The following is a 14,602-nucleotide window of genomic DNA, read 5'->3' as shown; positions in this document are numbered from 1 at the left end:
GGCGCCGCGCTGGCCCGGGCCGCCCGGCAGCCGGCCTCGTGGCAGCGCGGGCCGGACGAGGGCCGCGCCGACCTGCGCGACTGGTTCGCCCGGGAGGCCGGCGGTGGCCTGCGCGCCGACGACCTGGTGATCTGCCCGGGCGGCCAGCCTGCGCTGGCCTCCGCGCTGCGCGCGCTCGCCTCGCCCGGCGACACCCTGCTGGTCGAGTCACCCACCTACCTGGGCGCGCTCGCCGCCGGCCACGCGGCCGGGCTGCGGGTGGTGCCGGTCCCGGCCGACGCCGACGGGGTACGCCCCGACCAGCTCGCCGCGGCTTTCGCCCGCACCGGGGCCCGGCTCTTCTACTGCCAGCCGCTCTACGCCAACCCCACCGGCGCCACCCTGGCGGCACACCGCCGGGCCGAGGTCGCCGCGATCGTACGTGCGGCGGGCGCCTTCCTCGTCGAGGACGACTATGCCCGGGACCTGGCCATCGACGGGGAGGCGCCACCCCCGCTCGCGGCTGCCGACCCGGACGGGCACGTCGTCTATCTGCGGTCAATGACCAAGTCGACGGCGCCGGGGCTGCGGGTCGCCGCGATCGGCGCTCGAGGCCCGGCCGGCGCCCGGCTGCGGTCGGCGCGGCTGCTCGACGACTTCTTCGTGGCCGGCCCGATCCAGCAGGCCACGCTCGAGTTCGTCACGTCGCCGGCGTGGGGGCGCCACCGCCGGGTGCTGCGCGCCGCGCTCCGCTCCCGCCGCGACGCCCTGCTCGCCGCGCTCGCCCGCCACCTGCCCGACCTGGTCCCGCCCACCGTCCCGCGCGGCGGCCTGCACCTGTGGGTGCGCCTGCCCGACGGCACCGACGAGATCGCCGTGACCACCGCCGCGGCCGCCGCCGGTGTGATCGTCTTCCCGGGCCGCCCCTGGTACGCGGCCGAGCCGCCCGCCCCGCACCTGCGCCTCACCTACGCCGCCGCCCCGCCCGACCGGATGGACGAGGCGGTCCGCCGCCTCGCCGGTGCCCTAGCCGCGTAACCGGGCGAGCCCGTCGAGCAGCAGGTCGAGGGTGAACTCGAACTCGACCTGGCTGTCGCACCAGCCCAGCATCGGGTCGCCGGCGTCGTGCACCTCGGCGGCGACCATCGCGGTGAGGTGCGGCACCGCGGCCGCCATCGCGGCGAGGTCCTCCTCCGCGGTGTCCGTCTCGGTGGTGCCGCCGGCGTTCGCCGGGCTGAAGATCTCCTGGGCGAAGCCGAGCGCCATGCTGCCGAACGCGTGCAGCGCCCGGTGCGCCAGACGGTAGGAGAACCCGCCGCCGACCAGGGTCGCCACGATCCCGTCGTAGTAGGCGTAGACGATCGGCGGAACAGCGCGCCGCGAGCCGAGCAGCACCGGCGCCCACGGGTGGCGCAGCATCACCTCGCGCGCGGTCAGGAACCGCTCGCGGATCGCGGCCCGCCAGTCCTCGGCCGGTTCCCGCGCGGCGACCGCGGCGCAGATCTCGCCGAGCACGGTCTCCACCACCCCGTCGAGCAGCGCCTCCTTGGCCGGCAGGTGGTAGTAGAGCGACATCGCCTCGACGTCCAGGTCGGCGGCGAGACGGCGCATGGTGAGCGCCTTCACCCCCTCGGCGTCGGCGATCGCCACCGCCGCGGCCAGCACCCGCTCACGGGTGAGCGGTGTCCGGGATGCCTTTGTTGCCACCGGTCTCCCCAAGCTTGACTCCGGGCGCTACCTTACAACGTACGGCTACCTTACGTCGTAAGGTTGCGTTTCTTCCGAGGAGTTCCGATGCACGCGCTGATCCGCACCGCCCGGACCACCGGGCTGCTCTACCTCGGCCTCGCCATCGCCGGTGGCCTGGGCTTCCTGACCATCCGCCCGCAGCTGTTCGCCGCCGGCGACCCCGCCGCGACCCTCGCCAACCTCGCCACCCACGAGACGCTGGCCCGCGCCGGTGTCGCCTTCGAACTGCTGATCGTCCTCACCCAGGCGCTGGCCGCGGCCTGGTTCTACCGTCTGTTCCGCGACTCCGACCCGGTCAACGCGCTCGGCGTCGCCGCGTTCGGCCTGGTCAACTCGGTGGTGATCCTCGTCAGCGCGGGCCTGCTGGGCGCCGCCACCGAGCTGGCCGCGTCACCGTTCGGCGACGCCGCCTCGACGGTCCAGCTCCTCTACCTGCTCAGCGACAACCTGTGGGGCGTCGGCGCGATCTTCTTCGGCCTCTGGCTGATCCCGATGGGCCGGTGCGTGCTCAACTCCCACCTGCTGCCCCGCCCACTCGGCTGGCTCCTGCTGGCCGGCGGCATCGGCTACGTCGCGGCGGCCTTCACCCGCTACCTGGCCCCCGACGCCACCCTGCTGGCCGACCTGCTAGTCGTCCCCGCCTCGATAGGCGAATTCTGGGTGATCGGCTACCTGCTGATCCGCGGCGTCCGCCGCCCATCGGTCGAGCCCGCCACGCCCGTCGCCCTCCCCACCCGCTAGCCACCCACCGCCGCCGCCCTCCCCACCCACCCGCCGGCCACCTACCGCCGTGGCCTCCCGGCCCGCCGGCCACCCGTCCTCGTCGCCTTCCTCATCCGCCGGCCACCCGCCCCGCCGCCTTCCTCACCCGCCGGCCACCACCGCCGTCGCCCTCCTCGCCCGCCGGCCACCCGCCGCCGTCGCGCCTTCCAGCCGCCGCCCGGCGTCTCCAACCCCAGCCGGGCGGCCACCTGGTTTGAGTCCGGCGGCCCGGCCGGCGTCTTTAACCGTGGCCGAGTGGCCACCCGGTTGAGGCCGGCGGCCCGGTTGAGGCCGGCGGCCCGGTTGAGGCCGGCGGCCCGGCCGGCGTGTCTGACCGCCGCCGAGTGGCGACACGGCCTGCGATCCCGGCCGGCCGGAGTTTCTGAGCGTGCCTGGCCGGCGACGGCGAACGCGTTGCCCGTCACAGGCGCTGGGGCGTGACTGCATGGCGGCCCGGCCCGGTCAGTAGGCTGGCAACCGTGAGTTACCCAGCAGAAAGCCCGGTCCACGCGGTCCGGGTCGAGCGCGCCGGCGACCATTTCCGGATCCACCTGCGGCGCGCCGACGGCCAGATGGACGTGCTCCAGCCGGCGTCGGCGCCCACCGGTCTGCGCACCCCCGGCGACGTGCTGGCCGAACTGCTTGCACTCGGCGTGCCGGAAGACGACGCGGCACACTGCGTGAGCGAGGTCGAGCCGAACTTCGACGCCGCGGCAGCACTCGCCCGCCGCGCGCCGGCCACCCGTCCCACGCACGGCCGCTAGCACGCCAGCTCGCAGCCCGGCCACGTCCGGCAGGCATTCGAGACGCGTCGGCCCCGCTCACCGTCGGCCGACATGATCGCCGCCACATGACTGCCGCACGTGTGGCCGCCGCACGTGTGACTGTGGCACGTGTGGCCGGTGTTCACTTGCTGCGCTGGACATCGCTGCTCGGCCGCCTCCGGCTGGCTGACAGTCAGCTGCGGAGACCTTCCCCAATCCCAGCTGGCCGCCACGCACCGAATCCGGCCGCCATTAAGTGCGTCATCGCCAGCCGGGCAAGCTCGGCTGTCGCCCAGGTACCTGACCGCAGTCTCGAAAGGTCTCTGAGCGCCAGCCGTGCACGCCAAGCTGCCGGCGGGTATCCATCCGGTGAGACCTTCCATCCCCAGCTGGCCCCCAGGCACCCCATCCCCAGCTGGCCCCCAGGCACCGCATCCGACCGTCATCAGGTGTATCGCTGACAGCCGGGCGAGCTCGGCTGTCAGCCGGGTACCTAACCGCAGTGTCGAGAGGTTTGTGAGCGACAGCCGCGCGTGCCCGGCCGTCGGCTACGCACTACAGCTCCTGTTGCGTGCATGGGCGACGGCTGGGTGGGCTCGGCCGTAGGCCATGTGGCCTACCCGGGGGGCTGTTGCCTGTGGGCGACGGTCGGGTGGGGGTGGCCGTAGGCCATGCGGCCTACTCGGGGGCTGTTGCGCGTGTGGGCGACGGCCGGTGGGCTCGGCCGTGGTTCAGGGGGTCCGCCTGGGGGCTGTTGCGTGTGAGCTGCGGCCGGCTAAGGGCGGCCGGAAAGCACCTGGTGTGGGCGGGTGGGGTGGCTGGGGCGGGGTGTGCGTGGGGTGGGCGGGTAGCAGGGCGGGGTCAGGGAGTGGGGAGGCGGGCGTGGGCGGCCGTGCGGGCGCGGTGGTAGGCGGTGGGGTCGTCGTGCAGGAGGGAGGCGGCGTTGGCGGCCTGGAGGAAGGCGACCAGCTCGAAGGCGAGCTGGTCGGGGTCGGTTTCGGCGGGGAGTTCGCCGCGGGCGCGGGCTTCGTGGGTGGTCTCGGTGAGCAGGCGGTTCCAGTCGCGGGCGGCGGTGGTCAGGGCGTCGCGGACGCGGCCGGGGCGGGCGTCGAATTCGGCGTTGGCGGAGGCGAAGAAGCAGCCGCCGGCGAAGACGCGCCGCTCGGAGTAGCTGAGCCAGTTGTCGAGGAGCAGGCGTAGCCGGGACAGGCCGGGCGGGGCGGCCAGGGCGGGTTTGACCACCTCGTCCAGGAAGATCGCCGTGGCGGTGCGGATCGTGGCCAGCTGCAGCTCCTCCTTGGAGCCGAAATAGCCGAACAGGCCGCTCTTGCTCAGGCCCAGATCGGTGGCGAGCCGGCCGATCGACAGCCCCTCCAAGCCGTCCTGGGAGGCGATGTCGGCGGCCCGGCGCAGGATCGTCTGCCGCGCCTGGTCGTTCTGTGGCCGTCCCACCATGCCGCTTTCGCCTTTCTCCGCACGAACGTTTGGTCAAAGACTATCCGGCACATGCGGGACGTGTTAGCTTCCATTTCACGCACGAACGTTCGTACAAGAAATGGGGTTGCCGTGAAGACGTTGAACGAGCGAGCGATGGATCTTGCGGAGGAAGTGATCGAGCAGGTCGCGGCTGCGGATCTGGAGCGGCCGACGCCGTGTGCGGGCTGGCGGCTGGCGGATCTCTTCGGTCATCTGGTGAGCCTGAACCGCGGCTATGCGGCGGCCACGCTGGGCGAGCCGGCGGTCTGGGACGACAAGGATCTGGGTGGCGATCACCGGCGGGCCTACCGGGATTCGGCGGCGGCGGTGCGTGCCGCGTTCCGCGTGCCGGACCTCGCCGAGCGGCGGGTGCGGGTGAGCCGGTTCGGCGAGTTCAGCGGCCGCACCGCGGCGGGGCTGCACCTGCTCGAGGCGCTGGCGCACGGCTGGGACGTCGCGGTGAGCATGGGGCTGCCCTACAAGCCGGACGAGGAACTGGTCGCGACCGCCCACGTGATCGTCAGCCGGTTCCCGGAGGGCTCGGGGCTGCGCGGGCCGGGCGCGCCGTTCGGCGAGGTGGTCGCGGTCGCCGGCGACGCGCCGGCCTTCGACCGGCTGCTCGGCCTGCTCGGCCGCGATCCGGCCTGGAGCCCGGCACGTTGACGCCCGGCGGTACGGTCGCGCCGTGAGATGGCGGGTACGGATCATCGCGCTGGCCGCCGTGGCCGGCTTCCTGGCCGTGGCCCTGGGGATCCGCCTGCTGGTCAGCGCCGGCGGCATCCTCGACGGGACGGGCGCGCTGGCCCAGCACTCCGGGACGGCGCTGTACGCGTCGATGATCTACGCCGGTGTGTTCGTGCTCGGCCCGGCGACCCGGCCGCTGATCGCCGGTGCCGCCGCCGTCGCCTTCTGCTGGCTCGTCGAGTTCTTCCAGCTGACCGGGGTGCCCGCCGAGCTGTCCGCGCACAGCCTGCTCGCCCGGCTGGCGCTCGGCGTGACCTTCGACCCCACCGACCTGGTGTGGTACGTGGCCGGCGTCCTCCCCCTGGCCGTGCTGCACCACGTCCTGGCCGGAAAACGCTTGGCGGCGCCGGCCTCCGCCTGACTATCCTTGCCGCGTGTCCTACGTCTTCTACCTCTGAGTTCGGCTCCGCACCCGGTCCGGAGCCGCTTCACCCTGCCCTGCGCGGGGATTCTCAGAGGAAAGAAGATGTCTGTCAGCATCACCCTGCCCGCACGTGCCCGGGCACAGCTCGTCGCCACCCAGCTCCGTGTCGTCCGTGGTGGGCGCACCGTGCTCGACGGCGTAGATCTCGCGATCTCGGCCGGCGTCCGCTGCGGTGTCATCGGTGAGAACGGCCGTGGCAAGACCACCCTGCTCCAGGCACTCAGCGGCGCCCTCCTGCCGGACGGTGGCGCCGTCCAGCGGGTCGGCACCATCGGTGTCGCCGAGCAGGAGATGCCGTCCGCCGGTGGCGAGACGGTCGGTGACACCGTCGACGCCGAGCTCGCCGACGTGCGGGCCGCCCTGCAGGCGCTCGACGCCAGCAGCCTCGCCCTGGCCGAGGGCCGGCCGGGCGCCGAGGAGGCGTACGCGCGGGCGCTGCACGCCGCGGAACAGCTCGACGCGTGGGACGCCGACCGGCGCGTCGATCTGGCCCTGGAGAGTCTCGGCGCGGTCACCGACCGGGCCCGGCCGTTGCGGACGCTCTCGGTGGGCCAGCGTTACCGGGTCCGGCTCGCCTGCCTGCTCGGCGCCGGCCACGACTTCCTGCTGCTCGACGAGCCGACCAACCACCTGGACGCGTCCGGTCTGGAGTTCCTGACCGCCCGGCTGCGCGCCCACCCGGGCGGCATCGTGCTGGTCAGCCACGACCGGGCGCTGCTCGCCGACGTCGCCACCACGATCCTGGACCTGGATCCGAGCCGTGACGGCCGGCCCACCGTCTACGGCGACGGGTACGCCGGCTACCAGGCCGGGCGGGCGGCCGCGCTGGCCCGGTGGGAGCAGGAGTACGAGCAGCAGCAGGCCGAACACGCCCGGCTCGCCGAGGACCTGTCGGCGGCGCAGAACCGCCTGGTCACCGGCTGGCGGCCGGACAAGGGGACCGGCAAGCACCAGCGGGCGACCCGGGCGCCCGGCCTGGTCCGCTCGGTGCACCGCCGCCGGGAGGATCTGGTCCGGCACGCGATCACCGCGCCGGTGCCGCCGTTGCGGTTCCGGATGCCGGTGCTGCCCGCCCGGCCGGGGACGCTGCTGTCGGCGGAGGACGTCACGGTCGGCGGGCGGCTGCGGCAGCCGGTGTCGCTGCACCTCGGGTCCGGGTCGCGGCTGGTGGTCACCGGTCCGAACGGCGCCGGCAAGTCCACACTGCTGGCCGTCCTCTCGGGACTGCGGGCCCCGTCGTCCGGGCAGGTTCGGCGCGCTTCCGGCGTACACGTCGGATTGCTGGCCCAGGAGTCGGCGGAGGGTGACGCGCGCCGCCCGGCGCGCGTCGAGGAGGCGATCGCGGGTCTGGGGTTGCTGTCGGCGGCCGATCGTGGCCGGCCGGTCCGGGAGCTGTCCACCGGGCAGCAGCGGCGGCTGGACCTGGCCCTGCTGCTGGCCGCGGAGCCGCACGTGGTCCTGTTGGACGAGCCGACGAACCACCTCTCGATCGCGCTGGTGGACGAGCTGACCGAGGCGTTACGGGTCACCCCGGCCGCGGTGGTGGCCGCCACGCACGACCGGCAGATGCGGCGCGACGTGTCCGGTTGGCCCGAGTTATCGCTCTCGGGCTAGTCCGCGATCTGCCAACCCTGTGTCCGGTATCGAACATTGACGGGTGCCGTCATGTGAAAGATCTACATTTCTGACATGTCACTGCAACCGTATGAAAGCCTCGCTGGTGACGTATCAGGTAGGCCAGTGTTGGCACCGCACCTCCAGGAGACCCTCGAGTCACTCGCCGCGGGTGAGACGGCCCGGGAGATGGCAGCGCGGCTGTACATCTCCACCAACACCGTCAAGTCCCGGCTCAGGACGCTCTACCGGCAGCTCGGCGCCCGAGATCAGGCGCATGCTGTCGCGATTGCGTTCCGGCTCGGTGTGCTCCGCACCGTGGACGGCCCCGTGACCCGCCGCGACGGGGCCGTCCAGGCGATGCAGCCGGTGGTCATCGGCAGCCTCAACCCCCAGCGGCTCCGCACGACGATCGCCGATCTGACGGCGCTGCTGCGCGTCGCCGAGTTGGCTCCCTGTCCGCAAACAACAGACGCCAAGGATCTCCTGCAGTACGTGGGCGAACTGGCCCGCGGCAAACTCGCCCAGCCTGACGGTGACCCGTGGGCAGCGCTGGCGCGGATCGCGGAGATCGTCGAAGCCGTCACCGATCCGGTGGCACTGCCCCACTAGAACACCGACATCTGGAGTGGCCGGCGGCCACCCGGTAGTCACCCCCGGCGTGGCCGCCATGCCACCGATGTCACTGACCGGCAGGCACCGCGGAGCCGTGCGGCCGCGGAACCGGCCGCGGAGTCGGAATCGGCAGGCTCGCGTACCGGCTTGCGCCATCGGCGGCCGGTGACGGTTCGCCCGTCTCGAAACCGCAGCTCGCCAGCGTGTGCGGGCGCATCAGCAGCGACGTGGGCAGCGGCCCGATCTCCCGCCAGGCGAAGCACGCCCGGATGGTGGCGGCGTTGACCCCGCCGGTGAGTTCCCGGTCGGCCCTCAGCATGGTGCGCAGCACCCGGTGGTAGGTGAGGAAGTCCGGCGAGAGCTTCTCCCAGGTCAGCGCGAGCAGCCGGCCCATGTAGTCACGCGCGAGCAGCAGCGACTCCTTGAAGGCGGCCTCGTTGCCGGTGTACGCCGCGGCGAAATCGTCCTGGATCTGGGTCAGGTCGTGAGCTGTGCCCGGCAGGTTCGTCGACCGGATCCGCAGGTCGTCGGTGATCAGCTTCTTGGCGACCAGGTCGTGCTGGAAGACCTCCACCATGGTGTCGAAGATGGCGCCGGTCAGCGGCAGCGACCGCTCGTGCGGCCGCTCACCGACCTCCGACATGCGCAGCGCGTTGAAGGCGATCCGGATCTGCCGGCTGTCCGAGAGCTCACCCACCCGGTCCAGGCCGTTGATGGTGAGCAGGTTGCCCTTGGTGCTCTCCAGCAGGTGGTCGACCACCGAGTGGAAGTGCAGCGAGGCGATGATCGCCACCAGGTCGCCGGAGGACTCCTGCATCCCGCCGTAGTCGACGCCCTCGTCGGCGTCGCTGGCCGGGATGCCCACCTCGGCGAAGACGATGCTGTGCCCCAGCTCGTGGGCGAGCACGTCGAAGTTCTCGCAGTACGGGCGCTCGTGGTCGATGGTGCCGTTGGCCGAGCGACCGTATCCGAACTCGAGGAAGCCGTAACCGGACTGCGCGTTGTTCCACTCGATCAGCGGGATCAGCTCCATCCGCGCGAAGTCCGACTCGAAGTGCCAGTGGATGGTGCGGCCGAAGTAGTCCTCCCAGATGTCCAGGACCCGGCGGACCGTGGCGTACATGGTGGCGGCGGAGAACGCCCGGCTGGCCGGGTCGAGGTGGTCGAAGTGGCCGTCCTCGCCGGCCTTCACCGGGGGCCGCGACTCACCCTGGTACGGCGGCCGGAACATCCGGTTGTAGGGCAGCTTGCCGACCGCGTCCACCACGAACATCCGGTCGTCGGCGGGGCCCGGCTGGATCGCGGTCGGATCGATGGCGATGACCACCTGCTCCGGCTCGGGGAACAGCGGCCCGGAGCCGTCGGCTTTCTGCAGGAAGCGCGGTTGCGGGAAGATCCGGAAGCGGGTGCCGGACTCGGCGATGCGGCGATCCAGTTCGAGGGACATGCGGGCCTCCAGGAGTCGAGACCTCCAGCGGTATCCGTGGTCCGGATCACAGTCAACGGCGCTGTCCAAGAACCATCCGAAATCGCTGTCACAACTCGGCCGAGGTCGTCGTCCCTGTCGCATGAGTGTTATCGCGGTGGCCGGTGGAACCGGCCTGATCGGTCGGATGGTCGTCGGCGCAGCCCGCCGGGACGGGCACGAGGTACGGGTGATCTCCCGTTCCCAGGGAGTCGACCTGATGAGCGGGGCGGGTCTCGACGACGCCCTGCGCGGTGTCCGGGTGGTGATCGACGCGGCGAACGTGACCACGATGAGCCGATCCAAGGCGGTGGAGTTCTTCGGCACCACCACGGGGCGGCTGCTCGAGGCCGGGCAGCGGGCCGGCGTGGCGCACCACGTGGCACTGTCGATCGTCGGGATCGACCGGGTGGACTACGGCTACTACGAGGGCAAGCGGCGCCAGGAGGAACTGGTCACGGCCGCCCCGGTGCCGTGGACGATTCTGCGGGCCACCCAGTTCCACGAGTTCGCCGGGCAGATCCTGGACCGGGTGCCCGGCCCGGTGGTGGTGGTCCCGCGGATGCTCACCCAGCCGGTCGCGGCCGTCGAGGTGGCCGGGGAACTGGTCCGGCTGGCGGGCGCGGAGCCGGCCGGGTTCGCCACCGAGATCGCCGGGCCGCAACAGCTCGACCTGGTGGACATGGCCCGGGACGTGATCCGCGCCCGGCACCAGCGGCGGATCGTGCTGCCGCTGAGGATGCCGGGCGCGGTCGGTCGGGCGATGGCCGGGGGAGATCAGTTACCGAAGGGGGAGGTGACGCTGGGCCGGATCCGGTTCGCCGACTGGCTGGCGTCGCAGGAGCTCAGCCGATCGGGGAGCTGAATTCCTTGCCGGTGCCGGGAACCCGGGTGGGCAGTCCGCGGCGGGCACGCTCGGCGCGGACCGCCACCTCGATGATGTCCCACACCGTGCCGACCACCGTGACGGTGATGGCGATGCCGGTCAGCCAGCTCAGCGGGTCGACCGTGCCCCAGTCCAGCGAGGCGATGAACTCCGGGTTGAAGAACTGCTCGGTGGCGAGCAGCCAGACCAGCGGGCCGGCGAAGAGCACCGCGAGGACCGCGTTCGCCGCGGTGGCGGTGTGCGTCCAGGCGCGGCTGCGGAACAGCCAGACCGCGTAGCCCACCTCCAGGAGCATCACGACGATGAAGTACGGCCACCAGAAGGTCCAGTTGTCCTGGTCCAGCACCGGCACGTCGCTGAAGGTGAACTGCTGCAGCACCAGAGCGGCGATGATCAGGACCGGCCAGACCAGGTTGGCGGCGAACTGCCCGATGGTCATGAAGCCCGGCTCGTAGCTGGGCAGGTCGGCCGGCGTCCAGCTGCGGCCGCGTTGCAACTCGGTGCGGCCGACGCCGGTGCGCTCCAGGATCGCGAAGACCAGGGTGACCCAGAAGGCCAGGTTGATGCCGACGGTCAGCAGGCTGGTGACTGCCCCGCCGATGATCTCGCCGACCGGCCTGCCGTCGAGGGCGTCGAGCACCGCCATGATGGCGACGACCGTCGGCAGGACGATCCAGCTCAGGGTGCCCAGCAGGCGGCGCCAGACCGGGTAGAGCTCCGGGCCGATCAGCGTGACCGGCCGGTCGGCGTAACCGTCGGCGAGCCGGTCGGGGTCGCCGAGCTCGGTCAGCGTGGCCGTGATCGCGGTGTCACGCGGCTCGCCGCCGTCGACCCGGGCGTCGATCGCGTCGTCGATCGAGGTGCGCAGCTCCTGCTCGATGTCGGCACGCTGCTGCTCGGGAACGCGGCGCAGGACGGTGTAGACGTAGCGGTCGATGAGGGTGGTCACTGGTCGCTCCCTGAGACGGTACCGGCGGGGGTGTCGAGGTCGGTGACGGCGCGGTCCAGCCGGGACCACTCCGCGCGGAGCGCGGCCGCGATGGCGTCGCCCTGCTCGGTGGTCCGGTAGAACTTGCGCGGCCGTGCCTCATCGGTGTTCCACGAACTGGTCAGCAGGCCCTGGGACTCCAGGCGCCGCAGCAGCGGGTAGAGCGTGTTGGCCTCCACCTCGAACCCGGCCGCGCTCAACGTTTCGAGCAGCGAGTACCCATACCCCGGCTCCCGGAGGACGGTGAGGCTCGCGACGACGACCGTGCCGCGGCGCAGCTCCTGCAGGTGGCTGGAGAGCGTCGCATCCATTGTCATGCCAGAAACGATACTGTGTCTCGCACACTATGGCAAGCGACGCAGCATTGTGTGTTGGTTCCCGGCTTGACCTCAAGTGAGGTTCAAGTCCGAATCTGTGCTCATGGACGTGAATGCCTACCTGGACCGGATCGGGATGAAGCCGCCGCAGACCGCCGACGCGGCCTACCTGCGCGAGCTGCACCGGGCACACCAGATCGCGGTGCCTTTCGAGAACCTCAGCATCCATCTGGGCGAGCGGATCACGCTCGGTGAGGAGGAACTGTTCGACAAGATCGTCCGCCGGCGGCGCGGCGGGTTCTGTTACGAGCTGAACGGCCTGTTCGCGATCCTGCTGGAGCAGCTCGGCTACCGGGTGCGGCGGGTGGCCGTCCGGGTGTTCGGCGGCGAGCGCTACGGCCCGCCCTTCGACCATCTGGCGCTGGTGGTAACCCCGGCCGACGGCGACGAGCCGTGGCTGGTCGACATCGGCTTCGGCAGCCACACCACCTACCCGCTGCGGTTCGACGACCGGCAGGAGCAGGTCGACCCGGCCGGGCGGTACCGGCTGGCCGACGCGCCCGAGGGTGACGTGGAGCTGTTCAAGGACGGCCAGCGCGTGCACCTGATCGAGCGGCGCGCCCGCGACCTCGACGAGTTCCGGCCGACCTGCTGGTACCAGCAGACCTCGCCGGACTCGCACTTCACCCGCGGCGACGTCTGCACCCGGCTGGACGAGGACGGGCGGATCACGATCAGTGGCCGCAAGCTGATCCGTACCGGCGCCGGCGGGCGGACCGAGACCCCGCTGGAGGGTGACGAGGCGGTGCTGCGGGCGTACCGGGAGCACTTCGGGGTGGTCCTGGACCGCGTCCCCGGATGACCCCGGAGAAACCCTCAAGACCTCCGGGCCCGGGCCGATGCTGCCGGTCACGAAGCCGCGCGGACGGCTGGGCTGGAGGTTGCGTTGAGTCGCGTACGGACCCTCGCCGGGTACAGTCTCGACGCCATCTCGGTGATCGCCGTCTACCTGGTCATGTACCTGACCGGGTACGGCGGCGACGCGCCGGTCTGGTGCCTGGTCGCCGGCGTCCTGGGCGTCCTGCAGCAGCAGCCGGCCGTGCAGCGCTGGCTGTCCCGCGGCGACCTGCGGCGCTACGCCGGCGCCCGGATGGCGCTGCTGATGGCCACCGGCACGGCGTTCATCTACGCGACCGGCTGGGGCCCGGTGATGGTCTGCGGCCTCAGCCTGGTGGTCGCGATGCACATGCGCTACTCCGGTGCGCACCTGTGGCGGCAGGGTCTGCTCTGGACCGTGCTGTGCGCGGTCGCCGGGCAGGCCGCGGTGGCGCTGGGCTGGGCGGATTCGTACATCGCGGCGCCTGACGTGCATGCCATCGCGCTGGGCGTGGTGGTCCTCTCAGCCCTGCTGATCCGCACGATCGGGGTCACCGGCGAGGAACGCCAGCAGGCCGAGGGCACCACCCGCTCCACCGAACGGCGGTTCCGGGCGCTGATCCGCGACTCCGCCGACGTCTTCACGATCTACCACCCGGACGGCACGATCGGGTACGTCAGCCCGGCGATCCGGCAGCTCACCGGCCTGGACCCGGACCAGCGGGACTTCGAGCCGCTCAAGGGCTGCATCCACCCGGACGACGTGCCGGCCGGCAAGCGCCTGCTCGCCGAGGCCGCCGGGCCGGGGGAGCAGCTGACACCGGCGGAGATCCGGATCCGGGCGGCCGACGGCACCTACCGGTGGACCGAGTGCACGGTCCGGGACCTCACCGGCGACCCGGACGTCCAGGGCTACGTGATCAACATCCGGGACATCCACGACCGCAAGGCCATCCAGGAACGGCTGGCCCATGCCGCCACCCACGACGCGCTGACCGGGCTGGTCAACCGCGCGGAGTTCGGGCGGGTGCTGGACGCGGCCTGCGCGGCCGGCGAGACCGCCGTCCTCTTCGTCGACCTGGACGGCTTCAAGCAGGTCAACGACACGTACGGCCACGAGGCCGGCGACGCCCTGCTGATCGCCGCCGCCCGGGTGCTGACCCGGTGGTCGCCGCGCGGGGCGACCGTGGGCCGCTTCGGCGGCGACGAGTTCGGAGTGATCATCCCGCTGCCGTCCGGCGGCGCCGAGCAGGCCGCCGAGCGGATCCTGGCCGGGCTCAGCGAACCCGTGATCTTCGCCGGCCTGGAGCTGGTGATCCGGGCCAGCATCGGCGTGGCGGTGAGCGCACCCGGCTCGTCCTCCGGCGCCGGCGAGCTGCTGCGCCGCGCCGACCTGGCGATGTACGAGGCCAAGCGGGCCGGCGCACACGGCTTCGAGGTGGCGCCGTCCCGCGCGGTGCTGGCCGGCTCGGGCCGGCACGCCTGATCAGCGGCCGGGCGGCGGCGCCGTCAGATCGGGCATCCCGGTGCTGCCGACCACGCTCCCGGCCGCGTCGTACCCGACCAGCTGCGGTCTCCCGCCCGCCGGGCCGATCGTGTACCAGCAGAAGAAGAAACCCGCGGCCCGGATCGCCGGCCGCCGCGTCCCGTCCGGCAGGCGCACCTCGGCGGTGACCGCGTCCCCGGCCGTGGCCCACATGGTGTGCACGCCCTCCGGGGTCGCCGAACCGCCCAGGTTGCCGAACGGCTCGGCCGGGCCGGCCGGCGAGCACTGGCCACCGGCCGAGTGGAAGTCCGCCGGCGCCGGCCGGCTCAGCGGCCCGGGCGCCTCGAACAGGGCGGACACGCAGGTCGTCCCGTTCGCGCCGGTCGCCGACCACACGGTGAGCACGGTGCCGCCGGGCCCGGGCTGCTGGGCGAGCCGGCGGGCCGACTCGGCGGTC

Annotated in this window: 16 protein-coding genes; 10 read left to right on the top strand and 6 right to left on the bottom strand. The window is 72.5% G+C overall.

Features of this window, described 5'->3' with window-relative positions; genetic code table 11:
* On the top strand, nt 1-1,017 hold a 1,017-nt coding region (locus AB0F81_RS45965), incomplete at its 5' end, for a PLP-dependent aminotransferase family protein (RefSeq protein ID WP_360209803.1).
* On the opposite strand, the gene AB0F81_RS45960 is transcribed toward AB0F81_RS45965, so the two are convergent.
* Nucleotides 1,006-1,686 carry a TetR/AcrR family transcriptional regulator C-terminal domain-containing protein gene (locus tag AB0F81_RS45960; protein ID WP_360209801.1) on the bottom strand — a complete coding sequence of 227 codons (681 nt, stop codon included), beginning with the start codon at nt 1,684-1,686 and terminating at the stop codon, nt 1,006-1,008. The genes AB0F81_RS45965 and AB0F81_RS45960 overlap by 12 nt on opposite strands.
* A gap of 87 nt (nt 1,687-1,773) precedes the next feature.
* On the opposite strand from AB0F81_RS45960, the gene AB0F81_RS45955 reads away from it, so the two are divergent.
* Both AB0F81_RS45955 and AB0F81_RS45950 read left to right on the top strand, forming a co-directional pair.
* A complete protein-coding gene (locus tag AB0F81_RS45955; protein WP_360209799.1) occupies nt 1,774-2,469 on the top strand; it encodes a DUF4386 domain-containing protein in 696 nt (231 codons plus the stop codon).
* Between the two features lie 500 nt (nt 2,470-2,969).
* Nucleotides 2,970-3,254, top strand: coding sequence for a hypothetical protein (locus AB0F81_RS45950; RefSeq protein ID WP_360209797.1), 285 nt, complete (start codon nt 2,970-2,972; stop codon nt 3,252-3,254).
* 861 nt (nt 3,255-4,115) lie between these two features.
* Here AB0F81_RS45950 and AB0F81_RS45945 read toward each other — a convergent pair.
* A complete protein-coding gene (locus tag AB0F81_RS45945) occupies nt 4,116-4,709 on the bottom strand; it encodes a TetR/AcrR family transcriptional regulator (protein WP_360209795.1) in 594 nt (197 codons plus the stop codon).
* A gap of 135 nt (nt 4,710-4,844) precedes the next feature.
* Between AB0F81_RS45945 and AB0F81_RS45940 the strand changes: the two genes are divergently transcribed.
* The 4 genes from AB0F81_RS45940 (at nt 4,845) to AB0F81_RS45925 (ending at nt 8,124) form a co-directional block, all read left to right on the top strand.
* Nucleotides 4,845-5,393: a TIGR03086 family metal-binding protein gene (locus tag AB0F81_RS45940; RefSeq protein WP_360209793.1), complete on the top strand. Its 549-nt coding sequence runs from the start codon at nt 4,845-4,847 to the stop codon at nt 5,391-5,393.
* A gap of 22 nt (nt 5,394-5,415) precedes the next feature.
* The gene (locus AB0F81_RS45935) at nt 5,416-5,835 is read left to right on the top strand and encodes a DUF2809 domain-containing protein (protein WP_360209791.1); all 420 of its coding nucleotides are present in this window, start codon (nt 5,416-5,418) and stop codon (nt 5,833-5,835) included.
* Nucleotides 5,836-5,940: 105 nt separating this feature from the next.
* Nucleotides 5,941-7,512 (top strand): ABC-F family ATP-binding cassette domain-containing protein, encoded by a 1,572-nt coding sequence (locus tag AB0F81_RS45930; protein ID WP_360209789.1) that lies wholly within the window; start codon nt 5,941-5,943, stop codon nt 7,510-7,512.
* 75 nt (nt 7,513-7,587) lie between these two features.
* Entirely contained in the window at nt 7,588-8,124 is a 537-nt protein-coding gene (locus AB0F81_RS45925; protein ID WP_360209787.1) for a helix-turn-helix transcriptional regulator, read from the top strand.
* Between the two features lie 70 nt (nt 8,125-8,194).
* Here AB0F81_RS45925 and AB0F81_RS45920 read toward each other — a convergent pair whose 3' ends face one another.
* Nucleotides 8,195-9,574: a hypothetical protein gene (locus tag AB0F81_RS45920; protein ID WP_360209785.1), complete on the bottom strand. Its 1,380-nt coding sequence runs from the start codon at nt 9,572-9,574 to the stop codon at nt 8,195-8,197.
* A 121-nt stretch (nt 9,575-9,695) separates the two neighbouring features.
* Here AB0F81_RS45920 and AB0F81_RS45915 point away from each other — a divergent pair, with 121 nt between their 5' ends.
* Nucleotides 9,696-10,457: an NAD(P)H-binding protein gene (locus tag AB0F81_RS45915; RefSeq protein WP_360209783.1), complete on the top strand. Its 762-nt coding sequence runs from the start codon at nt 9,696-9,698 to the stop codon at nt 10,455-10,457.
* On the opposite strand, the gene AB0F81_RS45910 is transcribed toward AB0F81_RS45915, so the two are convergent.
* Both AB0F81_RS45910 and AB0F81_RS45905 read right to left on the bottom strand, forming a co-directional pair.
* Entirely contained in the window at nt 10,438-11,427 is a 990-nt protein-coding gene (locus AB0F81_RS45910; RefSeq protein WP_360209781.1) for a permease prefix domain 1-containing protein, read from the bottom strand. The two genes, AB0F81_RS45915 and AB0F81_RS45910, sit on opposite strands and share 20 nt — an antisense overlap.
* The gene (locus tag AB0F81_RS45905) at nt 11,424-11,783 is read right to left on the bottom strand and encodes a PadR family transcriptional regulator (RefSeq protein ID WP_360209779.1); all 360 of its coding nucleotides are present in this window, start codon (nt 11,781-11,783) and stop codon (nt 11,424-11,426) included. The genes AB0F81_RS45910 and AB0F81_RS45905 overlap by 4 nt, the downstream gene beginning before the upstream one ends.
* A gap of 103 nt (nt 11,784-11,886) precedes the next feature.
* Here AB0F81_RS45905 and AB0F81_RS45900 point away from each other — a divergent pair, with 103 nt between their 5' ends.
* On the top strand, nt 11,887-12,645 hold the full coding sequence (locus AB0F81_RS45900; RefSeq protein WP_360209777.1) for an arylamine N-acetyltransferase: 759 nt from the start codon (nt 11,887-11,889) through the stop codon (nt 12,643-12,645).
* Nucleotides 12,646-12,729: 84 nt separating this feature from the next.
* Nucleotides 12,730-14,145, top strand: a complete 1,416-nt coding sequence (locus AB0F81_RS45895) for a diguanylate cyclase (protein ID WP_360209775.1) — start codon at nt 12,730-12,732, stop codon at nt 14,143-14,145.
* Here the strand turns inward: AB0F81_RS45895 and AB0F81_RS45890 are convergent.
* The coding region (locus AB0F81_RS45890; RefSeq protein ID WP_360209773.1) for a hypothetical protein at nt 14,146-14,602 on the bottom strand (457 nt) is incomplete at its 5' end.

It is taken from the genome of Actinoplanes sp. NPDC024001 (assembly GCF_040638955.1).
In the GTDB taxonomy this organism is placed as follows: domain Bacteria; phylum Actinomycetota; class Actinomycetes; order Mycobacteriales; family Micromonosporaceae; genus Actinoplanes.
The sequence above is the reverse complement of the archived record's forward strand: the minus strand, read 5'-3'. Positions and strand labels throughout refer to the sequence as shown.

What these genes read in the sequence shown, in the direction of transcription:
- AB0F81_RS45945 (WP_360209795.1), bottom strand. Translation starts at nt 4,709, where the DNA reads ATGGTGGGACGGCCACAGAACGACCAGGCGCGGCAGACGATCCTGCGC.
- AB0F81_RS45955 (WP_360209799.1), top strand. Translation starts at nt 1,774, where the DNA reads ATGCACGCGCTGATCCGCACCGCCCGGACCACCGGGCTGCTCTACCTC.
- AB0F81_RS45900 (WP_360209777.1), top strand. Translation starts at nt 11,887, where the DNA reads ATGGACGTGAATGCCTACCTGGACCGGATCGGGATGAAGCCGCCGCAG.
- AB0F81_RS45915 (WP_360209783.1), top strand. Translation starts at nt 9,696, where the DNA reads ATGAGTGTTATCGCGGTGGCCGGTGGAACCGGCCTGATCGGTCGGATG.
- AB0F81_RS45940 (WP_360209793.1), top strand. Translation starts at nt 4,845, where the DNA reads ATGGATCTTGCGGAGGAAGTGATCGAGCAGGTCGCGGCTGCGGATCTG.
- AB0F81_RS45925 (WP_360209787.1), top strand. Translation starts at nt 7,588, where the DNA reads ATGTCACTGCAACCGTATGAAAGCCTCGCTGGTGACGTATCAGGTAGG.
- AB0F81_RS45905 (WP_360209779.1), bottom strand. Translation starts at nt 11,783, where the DNA reads ATGACAATGGATGCGACGCTCTCCAGCCACCTGCAGGAGCTGCGCCGC.
- AB0F81_RS45920 (WP_360209785.1), bottom strand. Translation starts at nt 9,574, where the DNA reads ATGTCCCTCGAACTGGATCGCCGCATCGCCGAGTCCGGCACCCGCTTC.
- AB0F81_RS45930 (WP_360209789.1), top strand. Translation starts at nt 5,941, where the DNA reads ATGTCTGTCAGCATCACCCTGCCCGCACGTGCCCGGGCACAGCTCGTC.